This is a genomic window from Streptomyces zingiberis, from assembly GCF_012034935.1.
In the GTDB taxonomy this organism is placed as follows: Bacteria; Actinomycetota; Actinomycetes; order Streptomycetales; family Streptomycetaceae; genus Streptomyces; species Streptomyces zingiberis.
Map to the genome: position 1 here is coordinate 367986 of NZ_JAATEN010000002.1, position 25917 is coordinate 393902.

A 25917-nucleotide genomic window follows, 5' to 3' on the forward strand; every position below is an offset into this window, starting at 1 on the left:
GCGGCGGGTCCTCACCGGCGGCCCTCCCCGCCCCCGCCGTCCCGATGGCCGAGCGGACCGCCCGTCCGGGGGAGATCCGCCACCCGGCGGGGGCGCGGGGCGGCGAACCGTCCGCGTTCCGCTCCCGGCCCCCGCGGCGGCCGCCGCAGGGCATAGGCTCGGACCACCCCGAACAGGACCGGAGGCCTGATGACGTTGCCGAGCGGACGCCGGGACAGCCACCACGCCCGGCTGGTGCGGAATGGATTCACCGACCCGGCGACGGCCGAACGGCTGCTGCGCTCACCCGAACTCGGCGCCATCGGCGGCGACCCCCAGCTGCTCGACGCGCTCGGCGCGACCGCCGACCCCGATCTCGCCCTGCGCACGCTGGTCCGGCTCACCGACGCCCTGGTCGCGCACGACGCGGAGGGCCGGGGCGCCGGGGCCCGCGACATCACCGCGCACGGCCCCCGGGCCCGCGCCCTGCTCGACACCCTCGTCTCCGCCAAGCCGTTCCGCGACCGGCTGCTGCGGGTGCTCGGCGCCTCCGAGGAACTCGGCGACCACCTCGTCCGCCACCCTCTCGACTTCCAGACGCTCGTCGGCTACGACGCGGACGACCTCCACCCCGGGCTGACCGAGTTCGAACGCGACCTGGCCGCCGCCGGCGACGCCGACGCGCTCCGCGCCGCCTACCGCCGCTGCCTGCTCACCATCGCCGCCCGTGACGTCTGCGGCACCATCGACGTGGCGGAGGCCGCGGCCGAGCTGGCCGACCTGGCCACCGCCACGCTCCGCGCCGCGCTGCGCATCGCCGGGGAGGCCGCCCCCGAGGACGCCGCCGCCTGCCGGCTGGCCGTCATCGCCCTGGGCAAGTGCGGCGGCCACGAGCTGAACTACGTCTCCGACGTGGACGTCGTCTTCGTCGCCGAGGCCGCGGACGAGCGGGCCTCCGCCGAGGAGGAGGCCGCGGCGCTCCAGGCGGCGACCCGGCTCGCCTCACACCTGATGCGGCTCTGCTCGGACACCACCGCCGAGGGCACCATCTGGCCGGTCGACGCCAACCTCCGCCCCGAGGGCCGCAACGGGCCGCTGGTCCGCACCCTCTCCAGCCACCTCGCCTACTACGAGCGCTGGGCGAAGACCTGGGAGTTCCAGGCGCTGCTGAAGGCCCGCCCGGTCGCCGGGGACGAGCGGCTGGGCGAGGCGTACCGCGCGGCCGTCACCCCGCTGGTGTGGCAGGCCGCGGAGCGGGAGAACTTCGTCGCCGACGTCCAGCAGATGCGCCGCCGCGTGGTGGAGAACATCCCCGCCGCGCAGGTGGAGCGCGAGCTGAAGCTCGGCCCCGGCGGACTGCGGGACGTCGAGTTCGCCGTCCAGCTCCTGCAATTGGTGCACGGCCGCGCCGACACCACGCTGCGCAGCGCCTCCACGCTGGAGGCGCTGGCCGCCCTCGCCGCCGGCGGCTACGTCGGCCGGGCCGACGCCGCCGCGCTCGACGAGGCGTACCGGTTCCTCCGCGCCATGGAGCACCGCCTCCAGCTGTACCGGCTGCGCCGCACCCACCTCGTCCCCGAGTCGGAGGAGGACCTGCGCCGCCTCGGCCGCGCGATGGCCGCGGTCTGCCGCTGGGACCGCGCCACGGACCCCGCGGCCCGGCTGCGGAAGGAGTGGCGGCGCCACACCCGCGAGGTGCGGCGGCTGCACGAGAAGCTGTTCTACCGCCCGCTGCTGGACGCCGTGGCGCAGCTGGAGACCGGCGAGGTGCGGCTGTCCACCGCGGCGGCCCGCACCCGGCTGGAGGCCCTCGGCTACGCGGACCCCGCCGCCGCCCTGCGCCACCTGGAGGCGCTGGCCTCCGGCGTGAGCCGCAAGGCCGCCATCCAGCGCACCCTGCTGCCGGTGCTGCTCGGCTGGTTCGCCGACTCCGCCGACCCGGACGCCGGCCTGCTCAACTTCCGCAAGGTGTCCGACGCCCTGGGCGGCACCCCCTGGTATCTGCGCTGGCTGCGGGACGAGGGGCCCGCCGCGGAGAACCTCGCCCGGGTCCTCTCCGCCGGCCGCCTCGCCCCGGACCTGCTGATGCGCGCCCCGGAGGCCGTCGCCCTGCTCGGCGGGCAGGACGGGCTGCGCCCCCGCGACCGGGCGGCGCTCACCCAGGAGGTGCTGGCCGCGGTGGGCCGGGCGGACGGACCGGAGAAGGCGGTCACGGCGGCCCGCGGAGTCCGCCGCCGCGAGCTGTTCCGCACCGCCGCCGCCGACCTCATCGGCGCCTACGGCACCGAGGACAGCCCCGCCGGGGAGGACGCGGGGCCCGCCGTCGACCGGGTCGGCACCGCCCTCACCGATCTCAACGCGGCCACCGTCGCCGGGGCGCTGCGGGCCGCGGTCCGCGCGGAGTGGGGCGACACCCTGCCCACCCGCTTCACCGTCATCGGCATGGGCCGCTTCGGCGGGCAGGAGCTCAACTACGGTTCCGACGCCGACGTCCTCTTCGTCCACGAGCCACGCGAGGGCGTGGCCGAGGCGGAGGCCACCCGGGCCGCCTTCGCCGTGGCGAACGAGATGCGGCGGCTGCTCCAGCTCCCCTCCGCCGACCCGCCGCTGCCCATCGACGCCGACCTCCGCCCGGAGGGCAAGACCGGACCGCTGGTCCGCACCCTCGCCTCCTACGAGGCGTACTACCGCCGCTGGGGCCGCCCCTGGGAGCGGCAGGCGCTGCTGCGCGCGGCGCCGGTCGCCGGCGACCCGGAGCTGGGGAAGCGGTTCATCGAGCTGATCGACCCGTTCCGCTACCCGGCCGGGGGGCCGGACGAGACGGCCCTCCGCGAGATCCGCCGGCTCAAGGCGCGGATGGAACACGAGCGGCTGCCCCGCGGCGCCGACCCCTCCACCCACGTCAAGCTGGGCCGCGGCGGACTCTCCGACGTCGAGTGGACCGTCCAGCTCCTCCAGCTCCGGCACGCCTGGGCCGAGCCCGGCCTGCGCACCACCCGCACCCGGGAGGCGCTGGCCGCCGCGCACGCCGCCGGGCTGGTCACCGCGGAGGACGCGGCGATGCTGGACGAGGCGTGGGTGCTGGCCACCCGGGTCCGCAACGCCGTCATGCTGGTCCGCGGCCGGCCCGGCGACACCTTCCCGGCGGACGTCCGTGAGCGGGCGGCGGTGGGCCGCTACCTCGGCTACGAACTCGGCAGCAGCGGCGAACTCCTGGACGACTACCGCCGGGTGACGCGCCGCGCCCGCGGGGTGATGGAGCGCCTCTTCTACGACGACGAGGGCTGAGCCGGCGGCGGCCCCGGTGCCCCGCCCGGTCGGCCGTACGGCCTGACGCCGCGCGCGGCCCGGGTGCCGCCGGGCCTGACCGGTCCGTGCCGCGTCCGGCGCGTGGCGTACGCCGCTCCCGGCCGGGCGCCCGGCGCCGGAGGGCGCCCGGGACCGGGGAAGGCGCGCGTCACCGGCCGGCGCGGCGCTCCGGGAGGTCCCGCGTGCCGGTGCCGGCCGCCGTCCCGTCACCCTCCACCGCGAACAGGCGTTCAAGGACCATCGCGACCCCGTCCGCGTCGTTCGACGCCGGCGCGGTCTCGTCGGCCGCCGCGAGCAGGTCCGGATGGGCGTTGGCCATGGCCACGCCGTGGCCGGCCCAGGCCAGCATCGGCAGGTCGTTGGGCATGTCGCCGAAGGCGACCGTCCCGGCGGCGGTGAAGCCCAGCCGCTCCGCGGCGGCGGCCAGCCCGGTCGCCTTCGAGATGCCCGCGGGCAGCAGCTCCACCATGCCCCGCTGCGAGTGCACCACCGTCATCGCGCCGCCCGCCAGCCGGGTGGCGGTGGCCACCACGGCCGCGTCGGGCAGCTCCGGATGGCGCATCAGCACCTTCTCCAGCGGCGCGGCCCACAGCGCCGCCCGGTCCGTGACCGTCTCGCTGCCCGGCGGCGGCGCGCCGAAGAAGCCGGCCGTGGAGACGCAGCGGTTCTCCGGCGCGGCGTTGACCACCCCCAGCTCCAGCCGGCCGAGTTCCCGCTCCACCGCGGCGACCAGCGCGCGGGCCGGGTCCCGGTGGAGGGCCGCCGAGGACAGCAGCCGGTCGGTGGCGGCGTCGTAGAGCTGGGCGCCCTGCCCGCAGACCGCGAGCCCGCTGTAACCGAGCTCCAGCAGGAACCGGCGGCAGGAGGAGGCGGGCCGGCCGGTGACGACGAGATGCAGCGCCCCGGCGCCGGTGGCCAGCTTGAGCGCCTGCCGGGTGCGCAGGGAGACGGTGAGGTCACCGCGGAGCAGGGTGCCGTCCAGGTCGGTGGCGACCACCTGGTACGGCAGTCCGGCCGGCCGTCCGCCGGCCGCGGCGCTCCGCCCGGACGGGCCGCCGGGGATCGCCGTCGGGCCGGAGCGCGCGGGGTCCGTGGGCCCGGCGGGACGGGGTACGGCCGCCGCGCCCCGCACCTCAGCGGGCTCAGCGGGCTCAGCGGGCTCAGCGGGCATCGGCCACGGCGGGATGGCGCGGGAGGCGGTGGGACGGCGCGCGGTACCAGAGGCAGGAGAGGGCGTAACCACCGCCCAGGCAGAGCACCCCGCCCACCGCGTCCAGCCAGAAGTGGTTGGCGGTGGCGACGATCACCAGCAGGGTCACCGCCGGGTAGAGCCAGCCGAGCACTTTGGCCCACAGCGCGGGGGCGAGCAGGGCGACGGTGACGCCGCACCACACCGACCAGCCGATGTGCATGGACGGCATCGCCGCGTACTGGTTGGACATCGACGCCAGATTGCCGGAGGCCATCGACCCCCAGGTGCCGTGCACCACCACGGTGTCGATGAACCCGCCGTCCGGCACCAGCCGGGGCGGGGCGAGCGGGAAGAGGTAGTAGCCGAGGAGCGCGAGGCCCGTGGTGAGGAAGAGCACCAGCCGGGAGGCGGCGTAGCGGCCGGGGTGGCGGCGGTACAGCCACACCAGCACCCCTATGGTCACCACGAAGTGCAAGGTGGCGTAGTAGTAGTTCATCCCCACGATCAGCCAGGTCACCGAGTTGACGGCGTGGTTGATCGCGTGTTCCACGGCGATGCCGAGCGCTTCCTCCGCCCGCCATATCCAGTCGGCGTTGCGGAGGGCGGCGGCCTTCTGTTCGGGAACGGCGTTGCGGATGAGCGAGTACGTCCAGTAACTGACCGCGATCAGCAGGATCTCGAAACGCAGCCGGGGGCGGCGCGGCAGCCTGAGACGGTCGAACGAAAGGCGCTCCCCCCGGGGCTGTGCTTCCTCGGGCCGCTCGGCGGCCGGTGATTTCTCCAGAGTCCTCACAGTCGCGTCACCCACGCGCCACAGTGTGCCAGACGGCCGCGTCCCTCCGATCACCCTCCGGCCCGGACGTCGGCCGCGTGCTGCCCGCCGCCTCGCGGGCCGGGGGCGGGCCCGCGCGGGGGAGCCGCCGCGGTCGAGCCACGGACCACCAGTTCCGGCAGGAAGATGAACTCGCTGTGCGGGGCGGGGGTGCCCCCGATCTCCTCCAGGAGTGCCCGCACGGCCGCCTGTCCCATGGCCTGGACGGGCTGACGGATCGTCGTGAGCGGCGGGTCGGTGAAGGCGATCAGCGGGGAGTCGTCGAAACCGGTGACCGAGACGTCCCGGGGGACGGACAGCCCCCGCCGCCGGGCGGCGCGGATGGCGCCGAGGGCCATCATGTCGCTCGCGCAGACCACGGCCGTGCAGCCACGCCCCAGGAGCGCGTCGGCCGCGGCCTGCCCGCCCTCCAGGGTGTACAGGGAGTACTCGATCAGCTCCTCGCACTCCTCCGGGGTGGTGCCCAGCTCCTCCCGCATCCCCTGCCGGAACCCCTCGGTCTTCCGCAGTACGGGGACGAACCGCCGGGGCCCCAGCGCCAGGCCGATCCGGGTGTGGCCGAGCGCCGCGAGATGGGTCACGGCCAGCCGCATCGCCGCGCGGTCGTCGGGCGAGACGAACGGGGCACGCACCTTCGGCGAGAAGCCGCCCACCAGGACGAACGGGACCCCCTGGCCGCGGAGCCGGTCGTAGCGCCCCATGTCCGCGGAGGTGTCCGCGTGCAGCCCGGAGACGAAGATGATGCCGGAGACCCCGCGCTCGACCAGCATCTCGGTGAGCTCGTCCTCGGTGGAGCCGCCGGGCGTCTGGGTGGCCAGCACGGGCGTGTAACCCTGACGGGTGAGGTTCTGCCCGATGACCTGCGCGAGGGCCGGGAAGATGGGGTTGTCCAGCTCCGGGGTGATCAGGCCGACCAGGCCGGCGCTGCGCCGCCGCAGCCGGACCGGGCGGTCGTAGCCGAGGACGTCGAGCGCGGCGAGCACGGATTCGCGGGTGGCCGCGGCCACTCCGGGCTTGCCGTTGAGCACGCGGCTGACGGTGGCCTCGCTGACCCCCGCCTGGGCTGCGATGTCGGCGAGCCGTGCGGTCATGGGCTGGACTGTACCGGTCCCGTGTCAGATTGCCCACCACACGCAGGATTCGGCCGGAATGCGGACGCTCCCGGCACGGGCCGGTTCCACGGCGCCGGCGCCGTCAGCGCCGTCAGGGCCGTCAGGGCCGTCACCGGTGCCGTCGTGGCTCCCGTCTCCGGCCCCGCCGGACGCGGGGGCGGGGGGCGTGGAGCCGAGCAGGGGCCTGCCACCGGGGTGGGGGAGGTCAACGGGGTGGCCGAGGGTGTTGAGGACGCAGACCACGGCGTCCCCGGCCCCCGCCTCGCCGTCCCCGCCGTGCCCCGGCCCGTCTCCGGCCGCTCCCGCCCGCGCGCTTGCCTGCGCGCTTGCCCGCGTACCCGCCCGCGCACCCCCGCCGTCCCGGCGCGGCCCGTCGGCGGAGGTGCGGAGGAAGGCCAGCACGCCGTCGGGCGCCGCCAGCCAGCGGATCCGCTCCCCGGCGCCGAGCGCGGGGTGCTCCCGGCGCAGGGCCAGCGCGGAGCGGTAGAGCTCCAGGGTGGAGGCGGGGTCGCCGCTCTGGGCCTCGACGCTGAGCCCCGCCCAGCTCTCCGGCTGCGGGAGCCAGCTCGGGCCGCCCGGCTCGGGCCCGAAGCCGTACGGGGGCTCGGTGCCGGACCAGGGGAGCGGGACCCGGCAGCCCTCCCGCGCGCCTTCCCGTCCCTTACCCCCCGAGGCGGAATCCCCGCCGCCGAGCGTGGCCAGGTCGGTGACCTGGGGGAGGCCCAGTTCCTCGCCCTGGTAGAGGTAGGCGGAGCCGGGCAGGGCCAGCATCAGCAGCAGGGCGGCGCGGGCCCGGCGCAGCCCGCGCTCCGGGTCTCCGCCGGCGTAGCGGGTGGTGTGGCGGACCACGTCGTGGTTGGAGAGCACCCAGGTGGTGGTGGCGCCGACGACGGCGGCGGCGGAGAGAGAGGCGTCGATGACGGAGCGCAGCTCCCCGGCGTCCCAGGCGCTGCGCAGGAACTGGAAGTTGAACGCCTGGTGGAGTTCGTCGGGGCGCAGGTAGAGAGCGGTGCGGTCGACGCTGGGCGTCCAGGCCTCGGCCACCGCGATCCGCGGCCCCGGGTACTCGTCGAGGACCTGGCGCCAGGACCGGTAGATCTCGTGCACCCCGTCCTGCTCGAAGAACGGCAGGTACTCCGTGCAGAGCAGCCGCGCCTGCTCGCTGGGGGCGATGTCGGGGAGTCCGGGTTCCTTGACGAGCCCGTGGGCCACGTCGATGCGGAAGCCGTCGGCGCCCAGGTCCAGCCAGCGGCGGAGGATGGAGCGGAACTCGTCGCGGACGGCGGGGTGCTGCCAGTTGAGATCGGGCTGCCCGGGGGAGAAGAGGTGGAGGTACCACGCGCCGGGGGTGCCGTCCGGGTCCGTGGTGCGGGTCCAGGCGGGGCCACCGAAGACGGACTCCCAGTCGTTGGGCGGTACCTCGCCGTGCGCGCCCTTGCCGGGCCGGAACCAGTAGCGCCCGCGGAGCGGGGAGCCGGGCCCCTCGCGCAGCGCCTGGCGGAACCAGGGGTGCTGTTCGGAGGTGTGGTTGGGGACGATGTCCAGGATGATCCGCAGGCCCCGGGCGTGGAGATCGTGGATCAGGGCGCGGAGCTCGTCCAGGTTCCCGAAGAGGGGGTCGACCTCCCGGTAGTCGGAGACGTCGTAACCGGCGTCGGCCTGCGGGGACCGGTAGACGGGGGTGAGCCAGACGGCGTCCACGCCGAGCCGGGCCAGATACGGCAGCCGCTCGCGGACGCCGCGCAGATCGCCGATGCCGTCCCCGTCGGCGTCGGCGAAGGAGCGGACGAAGATCTGGTAGATCACCGCGCCCCGCCACCAGCGGCCGCCGGGGCGGACGGGGGAGCGCACGGCTGCCGGCGCGGTGCGGGGCCGGTCAGGGCGGGCGGTCGTGTGCGCGCGGGTCGTCATCGTCGTCTCCCCTTCGGTGGGCCGGTGCGGCGCGGGGACGCCGGCAGGGACAACGCGCGGCGGGTCCCCTTGGTGACGGAGGGACTCGTGGGACGGGGTGGCGTGCCCCGGGCGGTGGTCGGCGGGCCGGCCCCGTCCGGCCGTGGGGGCGCCCGCTCCCGGCCACCGTGGACCGGACGCTCTCCGGTGTGGCCGGATCGTCGCGGGACCGGTGAGCGGAGGGCGGGCCTCCCGCGGCCCCGGCCGCGGAAGGCCCCGGACGGTGGAGCGGGCTCAGATGAGGACCACGATCTTCCCCCGGGTGTGTCCGCTCTCGGAGTGCGCGTGGGCTTCCCGGATCTGTTCGAGCGGGTAGGTCCGCTCGATGCGGGGGGTGTAGCGGCCCCGCCGGCCGAGTTCACCCACGTCGGCGAGGAGCGCGGGGTCGTTCCGGGCGTTGGCCACATGGACCCCCAAGCGTTCCGCGTTGGCGTGGTCGGCGACCGTCGACACCCGGGCGGGGTCGCCGCCCACGATCGCGACGAGGTCGGCCAGGGATCCGGAGGCCGCGGTGTCGAACGCGAGGTCGACCCCGCCCGGGGCCAGGGTGGCCACGCGCTCCGCGAGGCCCGGGCCGTAGGTGGTGGGGATGGCTCCGAGAGAGGCGAGGAACTCCTGGTTGCGCTCACCGGCCGTCCCGATCACGGTGGCGCCCTGAGCCACCGCGATCTCCACCGCGGCGCTTCCCACGCCGCCGGAGGCGCCCTCGACGAGAAGGGTGCGTCCCTCCAGGGGGCCGAGCACCGTCAGCCCGCTCATCGCGGTCACGGGCGCCAGGCCGGCGCCGGCGGCCTCCTCGTCGGACCAGGCGGTGGGCGCGGGGGCCCAGGCCGAGAGCACGGCCAGTTCCGCCGTCGCGCCGGTGACCCCGCCCAGCCCGAACACGCGGTCGCCGACGCTCACCCCGTCCACCCCTGCGCCGATCTCGTCGACGACACCGGTGGCGTCCCGTCCGGGAATCGCCGGCAGGTCCACGGGGATCCGCTCCCGCGCCGCGCCGGAGCGCACCTTCCAGTCGATGGGGTTGACGCCGGCCGCCGCGACACGGACGCGGATCTCACCGGCCCCGGGATGCGGGTCCGGCACCTCCTCGACCACCAGGGTCTCCACATCGCCGAACTCGTGATACCGTGCTGCGCGCATGACGTTCCGCCTTTCCGCACGGCCCGGTCCGGCCGCGTGTGAGGTCACGGGGTGAATGCCCGGCGGGCGCCGGCACTCTCCAAGCTAAAAGCTCACATCGGTGTGAGGTGCAAGTCGGGCGGGCCGCCCGGGTGACGGAGGGCCGGTGCGCATCGGTGAGGCCGCCCGCGCCCGCGCCCGAGCCCGCGGTGGCGGCGGCAGGCCGGCGCGAGGGTCCGGCAGCCCCGCGCGGCGTCGGGAACCGCGCACCGCGCGCCGACGGCCCGGCCCGGCGGGGCGCGCTCCGGCCGCGTGCGTCCCTCGCGGGTGCCGCGGGCCACGGTGGCGGTGTACGGGGCCGCAGGCCGGAAGTCGTATCACCATGCAAAGTCTTGCAGCGGCGGCCCGCTCCCGGGGCGGCGGAGGGAGGCTCGGATCCCGGACGTCAAGAGGGTGGAGGCTACCGTGCAGACACGTGGCCGTAACGATCCGGGCTTCTTGCAGAAAGTTGCCGCAAGGGGTTTCGGCCACCTTGCGTCCCTGTTACGTTCCCCGTACACCCGGCGCCGCGACGGCGCGGCCAGGGCGGGACGCCCCCGCGGGGCCCCGGCCGACTCGGGCATCTCATGAAGGAGTTACACCATGCGGCGTGGCATAGCGGCCACCGCGCTGGTCGCGACGCTCTCCCTGGCGGCGGCCGGATGCGGCGGGGACGGCGACAGCGGCGATGGCGGGAACGGCGGGAAGGGGGGCTCGGGTGAGCTCTCCGGCACCGTGACCTTCTGGGACACCTCCAACGAGGCCGAGAAGGCCTTCTTCGAGAAGACCGCCGAGGCCTTCGAGAAGGAGCACCCGAAGGTCGACGTCCGTTACGTCAACGTCCCCTTCGGCGAGGCCAACGGCAAGTTCAAGAACGCCGCGGGCGGCGGCGGCTCCGGCGCGCCCGACGTGATGCGCACCGAGGTCGCCTGGGTCGCCGACTTCGCCAAGATCGGCTACCTCGCCCCGCTGGACGGCACGGGCGCCGTCGAGGACAAGGACGACTTCCTGGAGCAGCCCTGGGGCTCCACCCAGTACGACGGCAAGACCTACGGCGTGCCGCAGGTCACCGACACCCTCGCGCTCTTCTACAACAAGAAGCTGCTGAAGGAGGCCGGCGTCGAGGTCCCCGAGTCCTTCGCGGACATCAAGGCCTCCGCCGCGAAGTTCGAGAAGGACGGCGTCACCCCCTTCTACATGCGCGGTGACGACCCCTACTGGTTCCTGCCCTTCCTCTACGGCGAGGGCGGCGACATGGTCGACGACGAGGCGAAGAAGATCACCATCGACGACGGCCCCGGCGCCGGCGCCTTCGAGGCGATCAGGGACCTCGTGGACTCCGGAGCCGCGACGACGGACATCACCGACGGCTGGGAGAACATGCAGAAGTCCTTCAAGGACGGCAAGGTCGCGATGATGATCAACGGCCCCTGGGCCATCGAGGACACCCTCGCGGGCAAGGAGTTCAAGGACGAGAAGGACAACCTGGGCGTCGCCGCCGTCCCGGCCGGCGGCAAGGCCCAGGGTGCCCCGCAGGGCGGCCACAACCTCTCCGTCTACGCGGGCTCGAAGAATCTGGACGCCTCCTACGCGTTCGTGGAGTACATGAGTTCCGCGAAGGTGCAGAAGGCCACCACCGAGGAGCTGAGCCTGCTGCCGACCCGCACCTCGGTCTACGCGGAGGCGTCCGTCAAGGACAACCAGATGGTCCAGTTCTTCAAGCCGGCCGTGGACAAGGCCGTCCAGCGCCCCTGGATCGCCGAGGGCAACTCCCTCTTCGAGCCCATCCGCGTCCAGCTCGCCGACGTGCTGACGGGCAAGACGAAGCCGCGGGCCGCCGCGGACAAGGTCGGCGAGGAGTACGCGAAGCTCCTCAAGGACGGGGACTGGAAGTAGACGGAGCACGAGCCGCGGGCGCGACGGGCGCCGCGGACGACTCGGGGAGAGGCTGACCGACGACCATGGCTGTCGAGACCGGCCGGTCGGCGGAACCGGCCGCGGGCGCGCGGAAGAGCGCCCGCGGCCGGGCCCGCGGCACCGGCGAACCATCCGGAGGGGCGCCCGGGCGGCTGCGCCGCGCCCTGGCCACGCACTGGTACGCCTGGGCCATGGTGGCCCCGGTGGTCATCGTCATCGGCGTGATCATCGGCTATCCGCTCGCCCGCGGTGTGTACCTGTCGCTGACCGACGCCGACGAGGCCAACGTCGCCCGCACCATCGGCGTCAACGAGATCGAGGCGACCTACGAGTTCACCGGCCTGGAGAACTACCGGGCGGTCCTCACCGACTCCGTCTTCTGGGACCGGCTCGGCTGGACGGTGGTGTGGACGGTCGGCTGTGTCTCGATCACCTTCCTCATCGGCCTGGTCCTGGCCAACATGCTCAACCGCAAGGTCAGCGGCCGGGCCGCCTACCGGATGGCGCTGATCCTGCCCTGGGGCATCCCGGCGTTCGTCTCCGTCTTCGCCTGGCGGATGCTCTACAACGAGAAGAACGGCATCCTCAACCAGGTCCTGGCCGGCGGCGGCATCGACGGGGTGCCCTGGCTGGCCGACCCGGCCTGGGCCAAGATCTCCGTCATCGCGGTCAACGTCTGGCTCGGGGTGCCGTTCATGCTCGTCGCCCTGCTGGGCGCCCTCCAGTCCATACCCGGCGAGCTGCTGGAGGCCGCCGAGATGGACGGGGCCGGCGCCTGGCAGCGGTTCCGCAACGTGACGCTGCCCGGCATCCGCTCGGTCAGCTCCACGGTGATCCTGCTCTCCACGATCTGGACCTTCAACATGTTCCCGGTGATCTTCCTGCTCACCCGGGGCGGGCCCGGTGACTCCACGGAGATCCTGGTCACCTACGCCTACCGGCTGTCGTTCCTGAACAGCCCGCGGGACTTCGCCGGTTCGGCGGCCTGGGGCGTGCTGATCCTGCTGATCCTCATGCTCTTCGCGGTGGTCTACCGCCGCTCGCTCCGCAAGCAGGGAGAGGTGTGGTGACGACCGTGAGGACCACCGGAAACCCGGAGCCCGCCGGCCGCCCGGACAGCACATCGGCAGCGCCGCCGGTGGTGACCCCCGGCCCGGCCACCACCGCCCCCGCCCCGGCCGGGCGCCCCCCGGGCACCGGCGGCGGATCGTCCCCGGCGCGGGTACGCGGCCGGGGCGAGCGGGGGCCGCTGGCCTCCGCCGCCCTGCACACGGGGCTGCTGCTGGCCGCCGCGGTCGCCGTCTTCCCGCCGCTGTGGCTGCTGGTGACCTCCTTCAAGCCCGGGAGCGACGCCTTCACCACCTCGCTGGTGGAGAACTTCACCCTGGACAACTACCACCACGTGCTCACCGAGACGGCGTTCCTGACCTGGTTCGGCAACTCGGTGCTGGTCGTGCTGGTCACCACCGTGCTCGGGGTGTTCATCTCGGCCACCACCGGCTACGCCGTCAGCCGCTTCCGCTTCCCCGGGATGCGCCCGCTGATGTGGACCCTGCTGATCACGCAGATGTTCCCGATGGCGATCCTGATCGTGCCGCTCTACAACCTCATGGCGCGGTTCGGGCTGCTCAACCAGCCCATCGGCCTGATCATCACGTACCTCACCATCGCGGTGCCGTTCTGCGCGTGGATGATGAAGGGCTTCTTCGACACCATCCCCGTCGCCATCGACGAGTCGGGCCGGGTGGACGGGCTCAACCCCTTCGGCACCTTCTGGCGGCTGATCCTGCCGCTGGCCAAGCCCGGGCTCGCCGTCACCGGCTTCTACAGCTTCGTCACCGCCTGGGCCGAGGTCGCCTACGCCTCGGCCTTCATGACCGGCGAGGAGAACCTGACGCTCGCCGGGGGCCTCCAGACCTTCGTCAACCAGTACAGCAGCGACTGGGGATCGATGACGGCCGCGGCCGTCGTCATCGCCGTGCCCGCCGCGATCGTCTTCGGTATCGCCCAGCGCCATCTGGTGTCCGGGCTCACCGCGGGCGCGACCAAGTCATGACCGGCCCGGAGCGGTCGTGAACGGCCCGCACGACGCGCGGGTGCTCCCCGCCGGAACGCGCCTGGCATCCGGGAGAATTGACGGGCGTCCCGCGACCCACCGAACGCACCGAACGCACGGAGCCCACCGACCCCGAGGAGCCCACCGACCCCATGGCGCCCGCCGGCCCACCGGCACCCCGGGAGACCGGCCGGACGCCGTGCCCATGAACACAGCGCCCGTGCACACAGCGTTCATGGGCACAGCCACCACCGGATACGGGCAGCGGTAACCGTCCGCACCCCTACCCGCCCCCCACCTGCCGCCCGGCGGTCTCCGGACATCCGCCCGGACCGGCCGCCGCCCTCCCCGAGACTCAGGGACGACATGATCGACGACCGCACCGACGTGACCCGGACCGGCTCCCCCGCCCCCACCGCGGCTCAGCCCACCGGCTGGTGGCGGGACGCGGTGATCTACCAGGTCTATCCGCGCAGCTTCGCCGACGCCGACGGCGACGGCATGGGCGACCTGCCCGGGGTGCGCGCCCGCCTGCCGTACCTGCGGGACCTGGGCGTGGACGCCGTCTGGCTCTCCCCCTTCTACGCCTCCCCGCAGGCCGACGCCGGCTACGACGTGGCGGACTACCGCGCCATCGACCCGATGTTCGGCACCCTCGACGACGCCGCCGCCGTCATCCGCGACGCCCACGCGCTGGGCCTGCGCGTCATCGTGGACCTGGTGCCCAACCACTGCTCCGACCAGCACGTCTGGTTCCGTCAGGCGCTGCGCGAGGGGCCGGGCTCCCCGCTGCGCGACCGCTTCCACTTCCGGCCCGGCAAGGGTGCGGACGGTGAGCTGCCGCCCAACGACTGGGAGTCCATCTTCGGCGGGCCCGCCTGGACCCGCACGACGGACCCGGACGGCACCCCCGGCGACTGGTACCTCCACCTCTTCGCCCCGGAGCAGCCGGACTTCAACTGGGACCACCCCGCCGTCCACGACGAGTTCCGCACCATCCTCCGCTTCTGGCTGGACCTGGGCACCGACGGCTTCCGCATCGACGTCGCCCACGGCCTGGTCAAGGCGGCCGGCCTGCCCGACATGGGCCATGGCGAGCAGCTGAAACTGCTCGGCAACCAGAAGCTGCCCTTCTTCGACCAGGACGGCGTCCACGAGATCTACCGCGACTGGCGGAAGGTGCTCGACGAGTACCCGGGCGAGCGCATCGGCGTCGCCGAGGCGTGGACCCCCAGCGCCGACCGCACCGCGCTCTACCTCCGCTCCGACGAACTCCACCAGGCGTTCAACTTCCACTATCTGAACACCGGCTGGGACGCCGCCCGGATCCGCGCGGCGGTCGACGAGTCCCTGGAGGCCATGCGCCCCGTGGGCGCCCCGACCACCTGGGTGCTCTCCAACCACGACGTGGTCCGCCACACCACCCGCTACGCCGGCGGAGACCCGGAACGCGGGCTGCGCCGGGCCCGCGCCGCCCTGCTGCTGATGCTGGCCCTGCCCGGCTCCGCCTACCTCTACCAGGGCGAGGAGCTGGGCCTCCCGGAGGTCACCGACCTGCCCGACGAGGTCCGCCAGGACCCGTCGTTCTTCAAGACGAACGGGCAGAACGGGCTGCGTGACGGCTGCCGGGTGCCGATCCCGTGGTCCGGTTCGGAGCCCCCGTACGGCTTCGGGCCCGAGCCGGGCGGCCCGAGCTGGCTCCCGCAGCCGGAGAGCTGGGCCAAGCTCAGCGTCGAGGCGCAGACCGGCGACCCGGCCTCGATGCTGGAGCTCTACCGCTCCGCGCTGGCCGCCCGCCGGGACCACCCGGCGCTCGGCGCCGGGGACGCGGTGGAGTGGCTGGAGGCGCCCGAGGGCGTGCTCGCCTTCCGGCGGGTCCCGGCCGGGGAGCCCGGGACGAGCGGGGAGAGCGGCGGGAACGGCGGGACGGCGTTCGTCTGCACCGTCAACACCACCGCCGAGCCGGTCCGCCTCCCGGTGCCCGGGCAGGTGCTGCTGGCGGGTTCGGACGTCACCCTCGAAGGCGGTGAGGCGGTCCTGCCCGCCGACTCCGCCGTGTGGTGGACGGTGTGACCATGGCGCCGCCGCGGGGTGGCGACTCCGCCGCCCCGCGGCTCGCGGACATCGCCGTCCAGGCGGCCGTCAGCGAGGCCACCGTCAGCCGGGTGCTGAACGGCAAGGCGGGGGTGGCCCGGACCACCCGGCAGAAGGTGCTCGCCGCGCTGGACGTCCTCGGCTACGAGCGTCCCGTGCGGCTGCGGCGGCGCAGCGCCGGGCTGGTCGGGCTGGTGATCCCCGAGCTCACCAACCCGATCTTCCCGGCCTTCGCCCAGGTCATCGAGCAGACCCTGGCGGGGCACGGCTACACGCCGGTCCTCTGCACCCAGATGCCCGGCGGCGCCACCGAGGACGAACTGGTCGAACAGCTTCAGGAGCGGGGCGTCACCGGGATCATCTTCCTCTCCGGGCTGCACGCCGACACCTCCGCCGACCCCGTCCGCTACACCCGGCTGTCGGCGCACGGGGTGCCGTTCGTCCTGATCAACGGCTACAACGAGCATGTCGCCGCGCCCTTCGTCTCCCCGGACGACCGCGCCGCGGCCCGGATGGCCGTCCGGCACCTGGCGGAGCTGGGGCACGAGCGGATCGGCCTGGCCGTCGGCCCGGAACGCTTCGTGCCCTCGCGGCGCAAGGCCGAGGGGTTCACTGCCGAACTGCGGGAGTCCTTCGGCCACTCGGCCGAGGAGGCCGGACGGCGCGTGCGGCACACCCTGTTCGGCCTGGAGGGCGGCCAGGCCGCCGCGGGCGCGCTGCTGGACGAGGGGTGCACCGGAGTGGTGTGCGGCAGCGACCTGATGGCGCTCGGTGTGATCCGCGCCGCCCGGCAGCGGGGGATGGACGTGCCCGGCGACGTCTCCGTGGTGGGCTTCGACGACACCCCGCTGGTCGCCTTCACCGACCCGCCGCTGACAACCGTGCGGCAGCCGGTGCGGTCCATGGCGACGGCGGCGGTCGGCGCGCTGCTGGAGGAGATCGAGGGCAGCCGGGGCCAGCGGGCGGAGTTCGTCTTCCAGCCGGACCTGGTGGTGCGCGGTTCCACCGGGCCGGCCCGGCGGGCGGCGGCAGGCTGACCGGCGGGCGGCGGGCGGCGGGCGGCGGGCGGCGGCGAGGCGGTGACGGGGACCGAGGGGCGGCGGCCCGAGAGGTGAGATCCGCGAGATGAGCGCCCGTGAGGTGGCGGCCGAGAGGTGGTGGGGGCCGGTCTCCTGACGGTGGGGCCCGCGGCCGATCCCGTCGGCGGCGCAGGCCCGGGGCGCGGAACACCCCGGCGGGACGGCCGGGTTGCGGCGGGCAGTGGGCAGTGGGCAGTGGGCAGTGGGCAGGGGCCGGGGGCCGGGGGACGCAGGCGCGGTCCGGTGACCGTTCGGTGCCCGGCCCGGAGCATGATCTCCCAGGTCCGGACCGGTCGCGGATGCTGTTCTTCCGTTTCCGGGTGCCAACTGGGCGATTACCACCGTGGAACCAGTAAGTGAAACGCCCTCCTCCGGGGTGACCTTTCCGTTACTGTGGCGCAATCTCGTGCGTCCCGGGCCCCGGACCCTCCGGTCCGCAGGCCGCTCAGCTCCCGCTGTGTTCGCCGGACAGGCCTGAGAGGAAACCAAGTTGGCCAAAGACCACCGCTTCGACAGTGATCCGGGCCCCGACCCCACAGGCTTCCCGCCGTACCCGGGCGCGGGCGACGCCCGGCCGGGTGGCCCGTTCCCCACGGGCGAGGACACGGGGTTCCCCCCGCAGGCCGGGGACTACCCGTACACCTCGGGCCCGTTCGCCTCCGCGGGGGCCCGCTCCGACCCCTACGCCGGGGCCCGCGCGGCCACGGACCCCTTCGCGGGGCAGGCACCCGCCGACCCCTTCGCGGGGGCCCGGGCGCCGGCCGATCCGTTCGCCGGGGCGGAGACGCCCGCGGATCCGTTCGCGGGGGCCCAGGCGCCCGCGGACCCGTTCGCCGGAGCGCAGGCGCCCGCCGACCCGTTCGCGGGGGCGCAGGCGTCGTCCGCCGATCCGTTCGCGTCCGCGCCCTCCCGGACGGACGCCTTCCCGGCCGATCCGTTCCCCTCCGACCCGTTCCCGCCCGATCCCTTCCCCGCGGCCGACCCGTTCTCCTCCATGCCGGCGGCGTCCGGGCCGTTCTCCACCGGGCCGCTGGTCCCGATGGCGCCGCCCGCACCCGCGCCCGAGGGGCGCCGCCGGAAACCGCCCCGCGAGCGGCGCCCGGGGCGGAGCGCCCGTCGCGGTGGGCAAGCCTCCCCGCCGTCACCGGCGGAGGCCTTCTTCGCGCAGGCGCCGGAGGAACCCGCCGAACCCTCGTCCCCTCCGCCACCGCCGGAGGACACCGGGGGGACGGGGAGCCGTCTGCGCCGGTGGCCGCTGAACCCGGTGCTGTTCCTCGCCACCCTGCTGGGCCTGTCCCTGCTGGCCACCATCTGGTTCTTCGGGATGAACGACGGCAGCCTCCTCCCGGACGGTGACGACGGGGCGGCCCCCCGTCCCACCCCCTCGCTGCCCAACGCGCCCCAGCCGAGCGTGCCCCCGAGCCCGACCGCCCCCGAGGGCGGCGGGCTGCCGGAGCCCGGCGCCGTGGCGAAACGGTCATTCCAGGCCGTCAACTACCCCGGCCGCTACCTGCGCCACAGCGACGGCCGGATCCGGCTCAGCAGGATCGACGCGGGGGACGTGCCCGACGACCGGCGGGCCGCCTTCAACGTGCTCCCCGGCCTCTCCGACGACTCCTGCTACTCGTTCAAGAACGACGAGGGCCGCTATGTGCGGGTCGACGCCGACTCGCAGGTGGTGCTCTCGGCGCTCGGGGACTCCCAGTCCTTCCGGCGCCAGGCCACCTTCTGCGACCGCCCGGGCGCCACGGCCGACTCGGTGTCCTTCGAGTCCCAGTTCCTGCCGGACGTCTTCCTCCGCCACCGCAACTTCGCCCTGAAGGCCGAGACGACCGACGGGTCGAAGCTGTTCCGCAACGACAGCTCCTTCCGTCTCGTCGCCCCGCTCGGCTGAGCGGGGCGAGCCGCCGGCGCCGGGAACGGCCGGACCCCGCACCCCGGCGATCGGGTGCGGGGTCCGGCCGTGCCACGCCGTGCGGCAGCGGCGCGGGACTCAGCCCCGGGCGCGTGCGCCCGCCACGAAGGCGGACCACCCGGCGGCGGAGAACCGCAGCGCCGGGCCGCGCCGCTCCTTGGAGTCCCGTACGTGAACGGCGTTCCGGTCGACGGCCACCTCCACGCAATCACCGCCGCTCGTCCCGCTGTAGCTGCTCTTGAACCACGTCATGTGCTCGGGCTGTTCCCTTGACATAGGTCTCCCGCCAAGCGCTCGATGAGATGCGCAGACTCCTCCTCTCCGAGAGCCTGCGAGCGAAGCATCCCATAGCGCATCCAGAACTCACTGACCTCTTCCCGGTCGGATACCACCGTGCCGATGTCCTGCGATTCGATGTAGACCAAGGGCCTGCGGTCGGAGGTCTCCAGCAGCACCATGGGGCCGTTGAGACCGCTGTGGGCGCAACGGGCCGTCGGCATGACCTGTACCGAGACGTTGCGCAGACTGCCGCACTCCCGCAGGTATCCCAGTTGTTCCCGCATCACGTCGGACCCCCCGACGTGCCGGTGCAGGACGGCCTCCTCGATGATGAAGACGAGGACCAGAGGCGGTTGCGTGCGCCTGAGCAGATCCTGACGAGCCAGGCGTGCGGAGAGGCGCTCCTCGATCACCCGGTCGGCCAGTGGCGGGAAATGCGCGTTGAGCAGCGTGCGGGCGTATGCCTCCGTTTGCAGGAGGCCGGGGACGAGCAGCGGATCATAGGCGAAGCGGCTCACCGCGTTCGCCTCGATCAACGCGAAGTCCTGGAAGAACGCGGGGAGCCGGGCGAGGTCCACGCTCTCCTGGAGCACGTCCAGCACACCCCCGGCGTTCAGTGTCCGTTCCGCCCCCTGGGTGAAGTTGAGTTTCGCCGGGCGGCGGCCCTGTTCGACGGAGCCCACCTGCTCGGACGAGTAGCCGATGGCCTCGGCGAACTGTTCCTGCGTCAGCCCGGCGCGCTCCCGGAACAGCTTGACGATCTTCCCGTAGCCCACCCAGATGGCGGGACGGTCGTCCTTCGGGGCCCTGCTCCGCAGGCGGCTGGTTCCCATCCTCGTCGTCCCTTCCCTCCGGATGTGTCCACGGCGACGCCCTGCCAACTCCGGAACGCGGCCGGGGTTCCGGGCGCGGACCCGTACAGAACCCGGACACCACCCGGACCCCGTCCGTACGCCGTGGGCGCGCCACCGGTCCCGGGGGAGTCCGGGTGATCCGGCAGCGGCCGCAGGGACGGTCGGCGGTCCGGGGGTGGCCGCGGCGCCTAAGGTGAACGCCGATCGGGATATTCGTGGCATACCGGTCGTCGTGTCCGTGGGTGCGGCGGGAGGAGAGGTGGCATGGGGGACTGGTGGTACCGGAACATCGAGGCGCCGGGGAAGCTGCCGCTGCTGCTCGCCCTGGCCGTCTTCGTGATCGTCTTCCTGGTCACCCGGGGCGTCACCCGGATGATCCGGGCGGGCGTCGGACCCTTCCGCAACATCGGCGGCGGGCGGGTCCATGTGCACCACATGGTGCCCGGGGTGGTCCTCGCGGCGGTCGGCGGTTTCGGGATGGCCGCCGCGCCGGGCCAGGGCTGGGGGCGGAACGCCATGGCCATGGTGTTCGGCGCCGGGATGGGCCTGGTCATGGACGAGTTCGCGCTGATGCTCTACCTCACCGACGTCTACTGGAGCCCGCAGGGCCGGGCCTCGGTGGAGGCCGTGGTGCTCACGGCCGCGGCGGTCGGCATGGTCCTGCTGGGCGTCTCGCCGCTCGGGGTGGAGAACATCGGCGTCGACCAGCAGAACGGGCGCACCGTGCTGGTCCTGTCGGTGGTGGCGCACTTCCTGGTCGTGGTGGTCGCCTTCGCCAAGGGCAAGCTGCGCTCCGGGGTGCTGGGGGTCTTCCTGCCCCCGGTCGCCTGGATCGCCGCGGTGCGGCTGGCCCGGCCCGGCTCGCTCTGGGCGCACCGCCGCTACCCCGAGGGCTCCCGCCGCCGGCGCCGCGCCGGTGAGCGGGAGCGGCGCCATGACGCCCGCTGGGGCCGCCTCACCTCCTGGGCGTCGGACCTGCTGGCGGGCCGCCCGGACCGCGGGTGAACCGCCGGCCGGGCGCCCCTACTGTGACGCCGGTCGGTGGCCTCCCGCGGCCGGGAGCGCGGCGCGCGGCGGGCGCGGGATCGTCACCCGGCGGCGTGCGGTGACGGTTCCTGGTGGATCCCGGCGCGCAGGACGCACTCGATGACCCCGTCGAGCTTGTCGCGTGCCGCGGTGAGTTCGGCGATGCGCCGCTCGATGGCCGCACGCTCGTGCCGGATCGTGTCGAACATGCCGGCCGTGGCCACCCCCGTCGACACGCAGGGCAGCAGATCGATGATCGTGCGGCTGGGCAGGCCCGCGGCGAAGAGTTGCTGGATCAGGTGGACCCGCTCGACGGCTCCCTCCTCGTAGACGCGCTGGCCGCCCGCGGTGCGTTCCGGGTCCAGCAGCCCCTGCTGCTCGTAGTAGCGCAGTGAGCGCACGCTGACCCCGGCCCGCCTCGCCAGTTCCCCGATCCTCATGGTGTCTCCCGTCGCCCCGCCTCGGCGGATCTGCCTCTGACGTCAGTGTCAGCTTTCAGATTTCACCGTAGGCGACGGCTCCGGGGGGTGAAGACCGTCATGCCCCCGCTTCCGGCGCCCCGGTTCTGGGTGTCCCCTCTCATGCAACTGATTGCGTAAGAGATTGCAGGTCGTCAGCAGGGTGGTCGCGATGCCGATTTCCCGCCGGTAACGCGGCGATGTCCAGGGTATTGACCTCGGAGGGAGGGTCGCATACGTTCCGGGAACCAAGCGCTTGACGTTTCTTGCAGCAAGAACCTTCAGCGGTCTCCACGGGCGTGGCGCGTCGCCGCACGAGGCCGCCTCCACCTTCGGCACCCCCACCTCGCGCCCCCTCTCCCCACCCCTCGATTCCTCACCCCAGGAGGAAGCAATGGCCCGTTGCGTCAGCGGACGCCGGCCCCTGGCCGCGGTACTCGCCCTGGTGGCGGGCGCCGCCGTCGGGCTGGTCTCGCCAGCGGCCCCCGCGCAGGCGGCACCCCCGGGAAACAAGCAGGTCACCGCCGTGCTCTTCGAGTGGCGGTTCGACTCCGTCGCCCGCGAGTGCACCCAGACCCTCGGACCGGCCGGTTACGGCTACGTCCAGGTCTCGCCCCCGCAGGAGCACATCCAGGGCGGCCAGTGGTGGACGTCGTACCAGCCCGTCAGCTACAAGATCGCGAGCCGGCTCGGTGACCGGAACGCCTTCAAGAACATGATCGACACCTGTCACGGGGCGGGGGTCAAGGTCGTCGCCGACACCGTCATCAACCACATGTCGGCCGGCTCCGGCACCGGCACCGGCGGGTCCTCGTACACCAAGTACGACTACCCGGGCCTCTATTCGGGCGCGGACATGGACGACTGCCGGTCCGAGATCAGCAACTACCGCGACCGCTACAACGTCCAGCACTGCGAGCTGGTGGGCCTGGCCGACCTGGACACCGGCGAGGAGTACGTCCGCGGCCGCATCGCCGCCTACATGAACGACCTGCTCTCCCTCGGCGTCGACGGCTTCCGCATCGACGCCGCCAAGCACATGCCGGCCGCCGACCTGGCGAACATCAAGTCCCGGCTCACCAACCCCGGCGCCTACTGGAAGCAGGAGGCCATCTTCGGCGCCGGCGAGGCCGTCTCGCCGAGCGAGTACCTGGGCAACGGCGACGTCCAGGAGTTCCGCTACGCCCGCGACCTCAAGCGGGTCTTCCAGCAGGAGAACCTCGCGTACCTCGCGAACTTCGGCGAGGGCTGGGGCCACATGGACAGCGGCCGGTCCGCCGTCTTCGTCGACAACCACGACACCGAGCGCGGCGGCGACACCCTCAGCTACAAGAACGGCGCCGACTACACCCTGGCCAACGTGTTCATGCTGGCCTGGCCGTACGGGGCGCCGGACATCCACTCCGGCTACGAGTGGTCGGACAAGGACGCGGGTCCCCCGAACGGCGGCACGGTGAACGCCTGCTGGCAGGACGGCTGGAAGTGCCAGCACAAGTGGCCGGAGATCATGAAGATGGTCGCCTTCCGCAACACCGTGGGCACCTCACCCGTCACCCACTGGTGGGACAACGGGAACGACGCCATCGCCTTCGGCCGCGGCAGCGCCGGCTACGTCGCCGTCAACCACGAGAGCGGGTCGCTCAACCGCACCTTCCAGACCTCGCTGCCTGGTGGCGCGTACTGCGATGTGCAGAGCGGCCGGACGGTGACGGTGGACGGCTCCGGCCGGTTCACCGCCACCCTCGGCCCGAACACCGCGCTCGCCCTGCACACCGGGGCACGCGGCTGCTGAACCCCGCCCGGACGGCGCGGCCCCGGCCCCCGGCGGGGCGCCGCGCCGTCCGGATCGCGTCAGCCGCGCGCTCATGCCCCACACCCCGTGGACCCCGAGGAGTCGTCACCCGTGACCGGTCATCCGCGCCGCCGCCACACCGTCGCGGCCGTCGCCGCGGCGCTCGTCGCGGCGGTGCTGCCCGCGGCCGGGCCCGCGTCCGCCGCCCCGCCGCCGCCCGCAACCCCCTCCGGCCCCGCCGCATCCGCCGCCCCCGCTGCCCCTGCTGCTTCTTCGGAGTCGCCCGGTTCCGCCGCCCTCGACCTCACCCGGGCCGAGGCGCAGTGGATCGACCGCGACACCGTCGTCTGGCAGGTGACGGCCACCGCCGCCACCCGCGAGGAACTCGTGTACGCGCCCCGGGGCGGCCTCACCGTCCGAAAGGGCGCCCGCCCGGCCCAGGGGCATCGGCTGCGGCTCGCACCCGCCTCCCTCACCGAGGCGCAACGGGCGGCGTATCCGCACCTCAGGGACGTTCCGGCGTTCACCGTCGATGAACGCGACCGCGGCCGGGCCCGCGCGGCGCTGCGCGGCCAGGTGGCCGCCGTCCAGCGCGCGGCGGACGGTACGCCGCTCGCCGCGACGGGGGTGCAGATCCCGGGCGTCCTGGACGACCTCTACGCGGCGGCGGCCGTCCGCGCCGATCTCGGCCCGGTCTTCGCCGCGGACGGCACCCCCACCCTCTCCGTCTGGGCGCCCACCGCCCGCGAGGTCTCCCTCACCCTGGACGGCAGGACGGTCGCGATGCGCCGGGACGGCCGGAGCGGCGTCTGGAGCGTCACCGGCGCGAAGGGCTGGCGCGGCAAGCCGTACCGCTACGCGGTGACCGTCTGGGCCCCGAGCACCGGGGAGCTGGTCACCAACGAGGTCACCGACCCGTACTCCACCGCCCTCACCGCCGACTCCAGGGAGAGCCTGGTCACCGACCTGGCCGACCCGGCGCTGGCCCCCGCGGGCTGGGCGTCGCTGAAGAAGCCGGCGGCCGTGGAACTCCGGCGGGCGCAGATCCAGGAGCTGCACATCCGCGACTTCTCGGCGAGCGACCCCACCTCCCGGCACCCCGGCGAGTACCTGGCGTTCACCGACCGGGACTCGGACGGCATGACCCACCTGAGGAAGCTGGCGGAGGCGGGCACCTCCTACGTCCACCTGCTGCCCGCCTTCGACATCGGCACCATCCCCGAACGCCCGTCCGACCGCGTCGAGCCCCGCTGCGACCTGCCCGCGCTGCCCGCGGACTCCCCGCGGCAGCAGGAGTGCGTGGCGGAGACCGCCGCGCGGGACGGCTACAACTGGGGTTACGACCCGCTGCACCACATGGTCCCCGAGGGCGGCTACGCGAGCGACCCCGACGGCCCCCGGCGCACCACCGAGTTCCGCCGGATGGTGCAGGGCCTGAACGGCATCGGGCTCCGCGCCGTCATGGACGTCGTCTACAACCACACCGTGGCGAGCGGCCAGGACGAGAAGTCCGTGCTGGACCGGATCGTCCCCGGCTACTACCACCGGCTGCTGGCGGACGGCACCGTCGCCACCTCCACCTGCTGCGCCAACACCGCGCCCGAACACGCGATGATGGGCAAGCTCGTGGTGGACTCCGTCGTCACCTGGGCGAAGGAGTACAAGGTCGACGGGTTCCGCTTCGACCTCATGGGCCACCACCCCAAGGCGGGTATCCTCGCCGTCCGCGAGGCCCTGGACGCGCTGACGCCCGAGCGGGACGGGGTGGACGGCAAGGAGATCCTCCTCTACGGCGAGGGCTGGGACTTCGGCGAGGTCGCCGGCGACGCCCGGTTCGTCCAGGCCACGCAGGAGAACATGGCCGGCACCTCGATCGCCACCTTCAGCGACCGGGCCCGGGACGCGGTGCGCGGCGGCGGGCCCTTCGACGCGGACCCCGGCGTCCAGGGCTTCGCCTCCGGCCTGTTCACCGAGGACAACGGCTCGGCGGCGAACGGCGGCGAGGCCGAGCGGCGGGCCCGGCTGCTCCACTACCAGGACCTGCTCAAGGTCGGCCTCACCGGCAACCTGGCGGCCTACTCCTTCACCGACACCTCCGGCCGGACCGTCCGCGGCGCGGAGGTGGACTACAACGGCTCACCGGCCGGCTACGCCGCCGCCCCCGGGGACGCCCTCGCCTACGCCGACGCCCACGACAACGAGACCCTCTACGACGCCCTCGCGTACAAGCTGCCGCCGGGGACCCCGGCGGCGGACCGGGCCAGGATGCAGGTGCTGGCCATGGCCACCGCCACCCTCTCGCAGGGCCCGGCGCTCTCCCAGGCGGGCAGCGACCTGCTCCGCTCCAAGTCCCTGGACCGCAACTCCTACGACAGCGGCGACTGGTTCAACGCGCTGCACTGGGACTGCCGCCAGGGCAACGGCTTCGGCCGGGGCCTGCCGCCCGCGGCCGACAACCGGGACAAGTGGCCCTTCGCGAAGCCGCTGCTCACCCGGGAGGAACTCCGCCCGGGCTGCGCGGAGATCGAGGGCACCTCGGCCGCGTACCGGGACCTGCTCCGCATCCGCACCACCGAACCGGAGTTCGGGCTGGCCACGGCCGAGGACGTCCAGCGGCAGCTCTCCTTCCCGCTCTCCGGGCCGGACGAGACCCCGGGCGTGGTCACCATGGCCCTCGGCGGGCTGGTGGTCGTCTTCAACGCCACCCCGCAGGAGCGGGGGCAGCGCCTCCCGCCGGCGGCCGGACGGGACCACGCGCTGCACCCCGTGCAGGCCGGGGGCGCCGACCCGGTGGTGAAGTCCGCCTCCTACGACCGGGCCACGGGCACCTTCACCGTCCCGGGCCGCACGGTCGCGGTCTTCCAGCGGCGCTGAACGGGCCCCGCGCGCGGTGCCCGGCGGGAGGGCGGGGT

At 74.1% G+C, this 25917-nt stretch carries 17 protein-coding genes and 1 pseudogene; 10 read left to right on the plus strand and 8 right to left on the minus strand.

Annotation, left to right across the window (positions count from 1 at the left end; all coding sequences use genetic code 11):
- Positions 1-189 precede the first annotated feature (189 nt).
- On the plus strand, positions 190-3267 hold the full coding sequence (locus tag HCK00_RS03745) for a bifunctional [glutamine synthetase] adenylyltransferase/[glutamine synthetase]-adenylyl-L-tyrosine phosphorylase (RefSeq protein WP_168100268.1): 3078 nt from the start codon (positions 190-192) through the stop codon (positions 3265-3267).
- 169 nt (positions 3268-3436) lie between these two features.
- On the opposite strand, the gene HCK00_RS03750 is transcribed toward HCK00_RS03745, so the two are convergent.
- The 5 genes from HCK00_RS03750 to HCK00_RS03770 all read right to left on the minus strand — a co-directional run bounded on the left by HCK00_RS03750 (position 3437) and on the right by HCK00_RS03770 (position 9517).
- A complete protein-coding gene (locus tag HCK00_RS03750) occupies positions 3437-4285 on the minus strand; it encodes an HAD family hydrolase (protein WP_311765122.1) in 849 nt (282 codons plus the stop codon).
- Positions 4286-4448: 163 nt separating this feature from the next.
- Entirely contained in the window at positions 4449-5288 is an 840-nt protein-coding gene (locus HCK00_RS03755; protein ID WP_168100270.1) for a phosphatase PAP2 family protein, read from the minus strand.
- 35 nt (positions 5289-5323) lie between these two features.
- Positions 5324-6403 carry a LacI family DNA-binding transcriptional regulator gene (locus tag HCK00_RS03760; protein ID WP_168100271.1) on the minus strand — a complete coding sequence of 360 codons (1080 nt, stop codon included), beginning with the start codon at positions 6401-6403 and terminating at the stop codon, positions 5324-5326.
- 24 nt (positions 6404-6427) lie between these two features.
- Positions 6428-8335: a glycoside hydrolase family 13 protein gene (locus tag HCK00_RS03765; protein ID WP_168100272.1), complete on the minus strand. Its 1908-nt coding sequence runs from the start codon at positions 8333-8335 to the stop codon at positions 6428-6430.
- A gap of 273 nt (positions 8336-8608) precedes the next feature.
- Complete coding sequence (locus HCK00_RS03770) at positions 8609-9517, minus strand: NADP-dependent oxidoreductase (protein WP_168100273.1); 909 nt, start codon at positions 9515-9517, stop codon at positions 8609-8611.
- Positions 9518-10138: 621 nt separating this feature from the next.
- Here HCK00_RS03770 and HCK00_RS03775 point away from each other — a divergent pair.
- From HCK00_RS03775 to HCK00_RS03800, 6 genes are all read left to right on the plus strand, one after another.
- Positions 10139-11431, plus strand: coding sequence for an extracellular solute-binding protein (locus HCK00_RS03775; protein WP_168100274.1), 1293 nt, complete (start codon positions 10139-10141; stop codon positions 11429-11431).
- Between the two features lie 65 nt (positions 11432-11496).
- Positions 11497-12522, plus strand: coding sequence for a carbohydrate ABC transporter permease (locus tag HCK00_RS03780; protein WP_168100275.1), 1026 nt, complete (start codon positions 11497-11499; stop codon positions 12520-12522).
- Positions 12523-12701: 179 nt separating this feature from the next.
- Positions 12702-13508, plus strand: a complete 807-nt coding sequence (locus HCK00_RS03785) for a sugar ABC transporter permease (RefSeq protein ID WP_206319926.1) — start codon at positions 12702-12704, stop codon at positions 13506-13508.
- A gap of 366 nt (positions 13509-13874) precedes the next feature.
- Entirely contained in the window at positions 13875-15581 is a 1707-nt protein-coding gene (locus HCK00_RS03790) for a glycoside hydrolase family 13 protein (RefSeq protein ID WP_168100276.1), read from the plus strand.
- 2 nt (positions 15582-15583) lie between these two features.
- On the plus strand, positions 15584-16639 hold the full coding sequence (locus HCK00_RS03795) for a LacI family DNA-binding transcriptional regulator (protein WP_206319861.1): 1056 nt from the start codon (positions 15584-15586) through the stop codon (positions 16637-16639).
- Between the two features lie 532 nt (positions 16640-17171).
- Complete coding sequence (locus HCK00_RS03800; protein ID WP_168100278.1) at positions 17172-18575, plus strand: AbfB domain-containing protein; 1404 nt, start codon at positions 17172-17174, stop codon at positions 18573-18575.
- A 99-nt stretch (positions 18576-18674) separates the two neighbouring features.
- Here the strand turns inward: HCK00_RS03800 and HCK00_RS03805 are convergent, their stop codons facing one another.
- Positions 18675-18848: a DUF397 domain-containing protein gene (locus HCK00_RS03805; protein ID WP_375781907.1), complete on the minus strand. Its 174-nt coding sequence runs from the start codon at positions 18846-18848 to the stop codon at positions 18675-18677.
- Positions 18845-19708, minus strand: a complete 864-nt coding sequence (locus HCK00_RS03810; protein ID WP_168100280.1) for a helix-turn-helix domain-containing protein — start codon at positions 19706-19708, stop codon at positions 18845-18847. The genes HCK00_RS03805 and HCK00_RS03810 overlap by 4 nt, the downstream gene beginning before the upstream one ends.
- 285 nt (positions 19709-19993) lie before the next feature.
- Between HCK00_RS03810 and HCK00_RS03815 the strand changes: the two genes are divergently transcribed.
- Positions 19994-20734: a hypothetical protein gene (locus tag HCK00_RS03815; protein ID WP_168100281.1), complete on the plus strand. Its 741-nt coding sequence runs from the start codon at positions 19994-19996 to the stop codon at positions 20732-20734.
- Between the two features lie 83 nt (positions 20735-20817).
- Here HCK00_RS03815 and HCK00_RS03820 read toward each other — a convergent pair whose 3' ends face one another.
- Positions 20818-21195, minus strand: a complete 378-nt coding sequence (locus HCK00_RS03820) for a MerR family transcriptional regulator (RefSeq protein ID WP_168100282.1) — start codon at positions 21193-21195, stop codon at positions 20818-20820.
- Positions 21196-21607: 412 nt separating this feature from the next.
- Between HCK00_RS03820 and HCK00_RS03825 the strand changes: the two are divergent.
- Both HCK00_RS03825 and pulA read left to right on the plus strand, forming a co-directional pair.
- Positions 21608-23002 (plus strand): annotated as a pseudogene (locus tag HCK00_RS03825) (alpha-amylase); the annotation flags it as partial.
- A 114-nt stretch (positions 23003-23116) separates the two neighbouring features.
- A complete protein-coding gene (pulA, locus tag HCK00_RS03830) occupies positions 23117-25879 on the plus strand; it encodes a pullulanase-type alpha-1,6-glucosidase (protein WP_311765123.1) in 2763 nt (920 codons plus the stop codon).
- Positions 25880-25917: the final 38 nt, after the last annotated feature.

What these genes read in the sequence shown, in the direction of transcription:
- HCK00_RS03745 (WP_168100268.1), top strand. Translation starts at nt 190, where the DNA reads ATGACGTTGCCGAGCGGACGCCGGGACAGCCACCACGCCCGGCTGGTG.
- HCK00_RS03760 (WP_168100271.1), bottom strand. Translation starts at nt 6,403, where the DNA reads ATGACCGCACGGCTCGCCGACATCGCAGCCCAGGCGGGGGTCAGCGAG.
- HCK00_RS03765 (WP_168100272.1), bottom strand. Translation starts at nt 8,335, where the DNA reads ATGACGACCCGCGCGCACACGACCGCCCGCCCTGACCGGCCCCGCACC.
- HCK00_RS03770 (WP_168100273.1), bottom strand. Translation starts at nt 9,517, where the DNA reads ATGCGCGCAGCACGGTATCACGAGTTCGGCGATGTGGAGACCCTGGTG.
- HCK00_RS03775 (WP_168100274.1), top strand. Translation starts at nt 10,139, where the DNA reads ATGCGGCGTGGCATAGCGGCCACCGCGCTGGTCGCGACGCTCTCCCTG.
- HCK00_RS03780 (WP_168100275.1), top strand. Translation starts at nt 11,497, where the DNA reads ATGGCTGTCGAGACCGGCCGGTCGGCGGAACCGGCCGCGGGCGCGCGG.
- HCK00_RS03790 (WP_168100276.1), top strand. Translation starts at nt 13,875, where the DNA reads ATGATCGACGACCGCACCGACGTGACCCGGACCGGCTCCCCCGCCCCC.
- HCK00_RS03795 (WP_206319861.1), top strand. Translation starts at nt 15,584, where the DNA reads ATGGCGCCGCCGCGGGGTGGCGACTCCGCCGCCCCGCGGCTCGCGGAC.
- HCK00_RS03805 (WP_375781907.1), bottom strand. Translation starts at nt 18,848, where the DNA reads ATGACGTGGTTCAAGAGCAGCTACAGCGGGACGAGCGGCGGTGATTGC.
- HCK00_RS03810 (WP_168100280.1), bottom strand. Translation starts at nt 19,708, where the DNA reads ATGGGAACCAGCCGCCTGCGGAGCAGGGCCCCGAAGGACGACCGTCCC.
- HCK00_RS03815 (WP_168100281.1), top strand. Translation starts at nt 19,994, where the DNA reads ATGGGGGACTGGTGGTACCGGAACATCGAGGCGCCGGGGAAGCTGCCG.
- HCK00_RS03820 (WP_168100282.1), bottom strand. Translation starts at nt 21,195, where the DNA reads ATGAGGATCGGGGAACTGGCGAGGCGGGCCGGGGTCAGCGTGCGCTCA.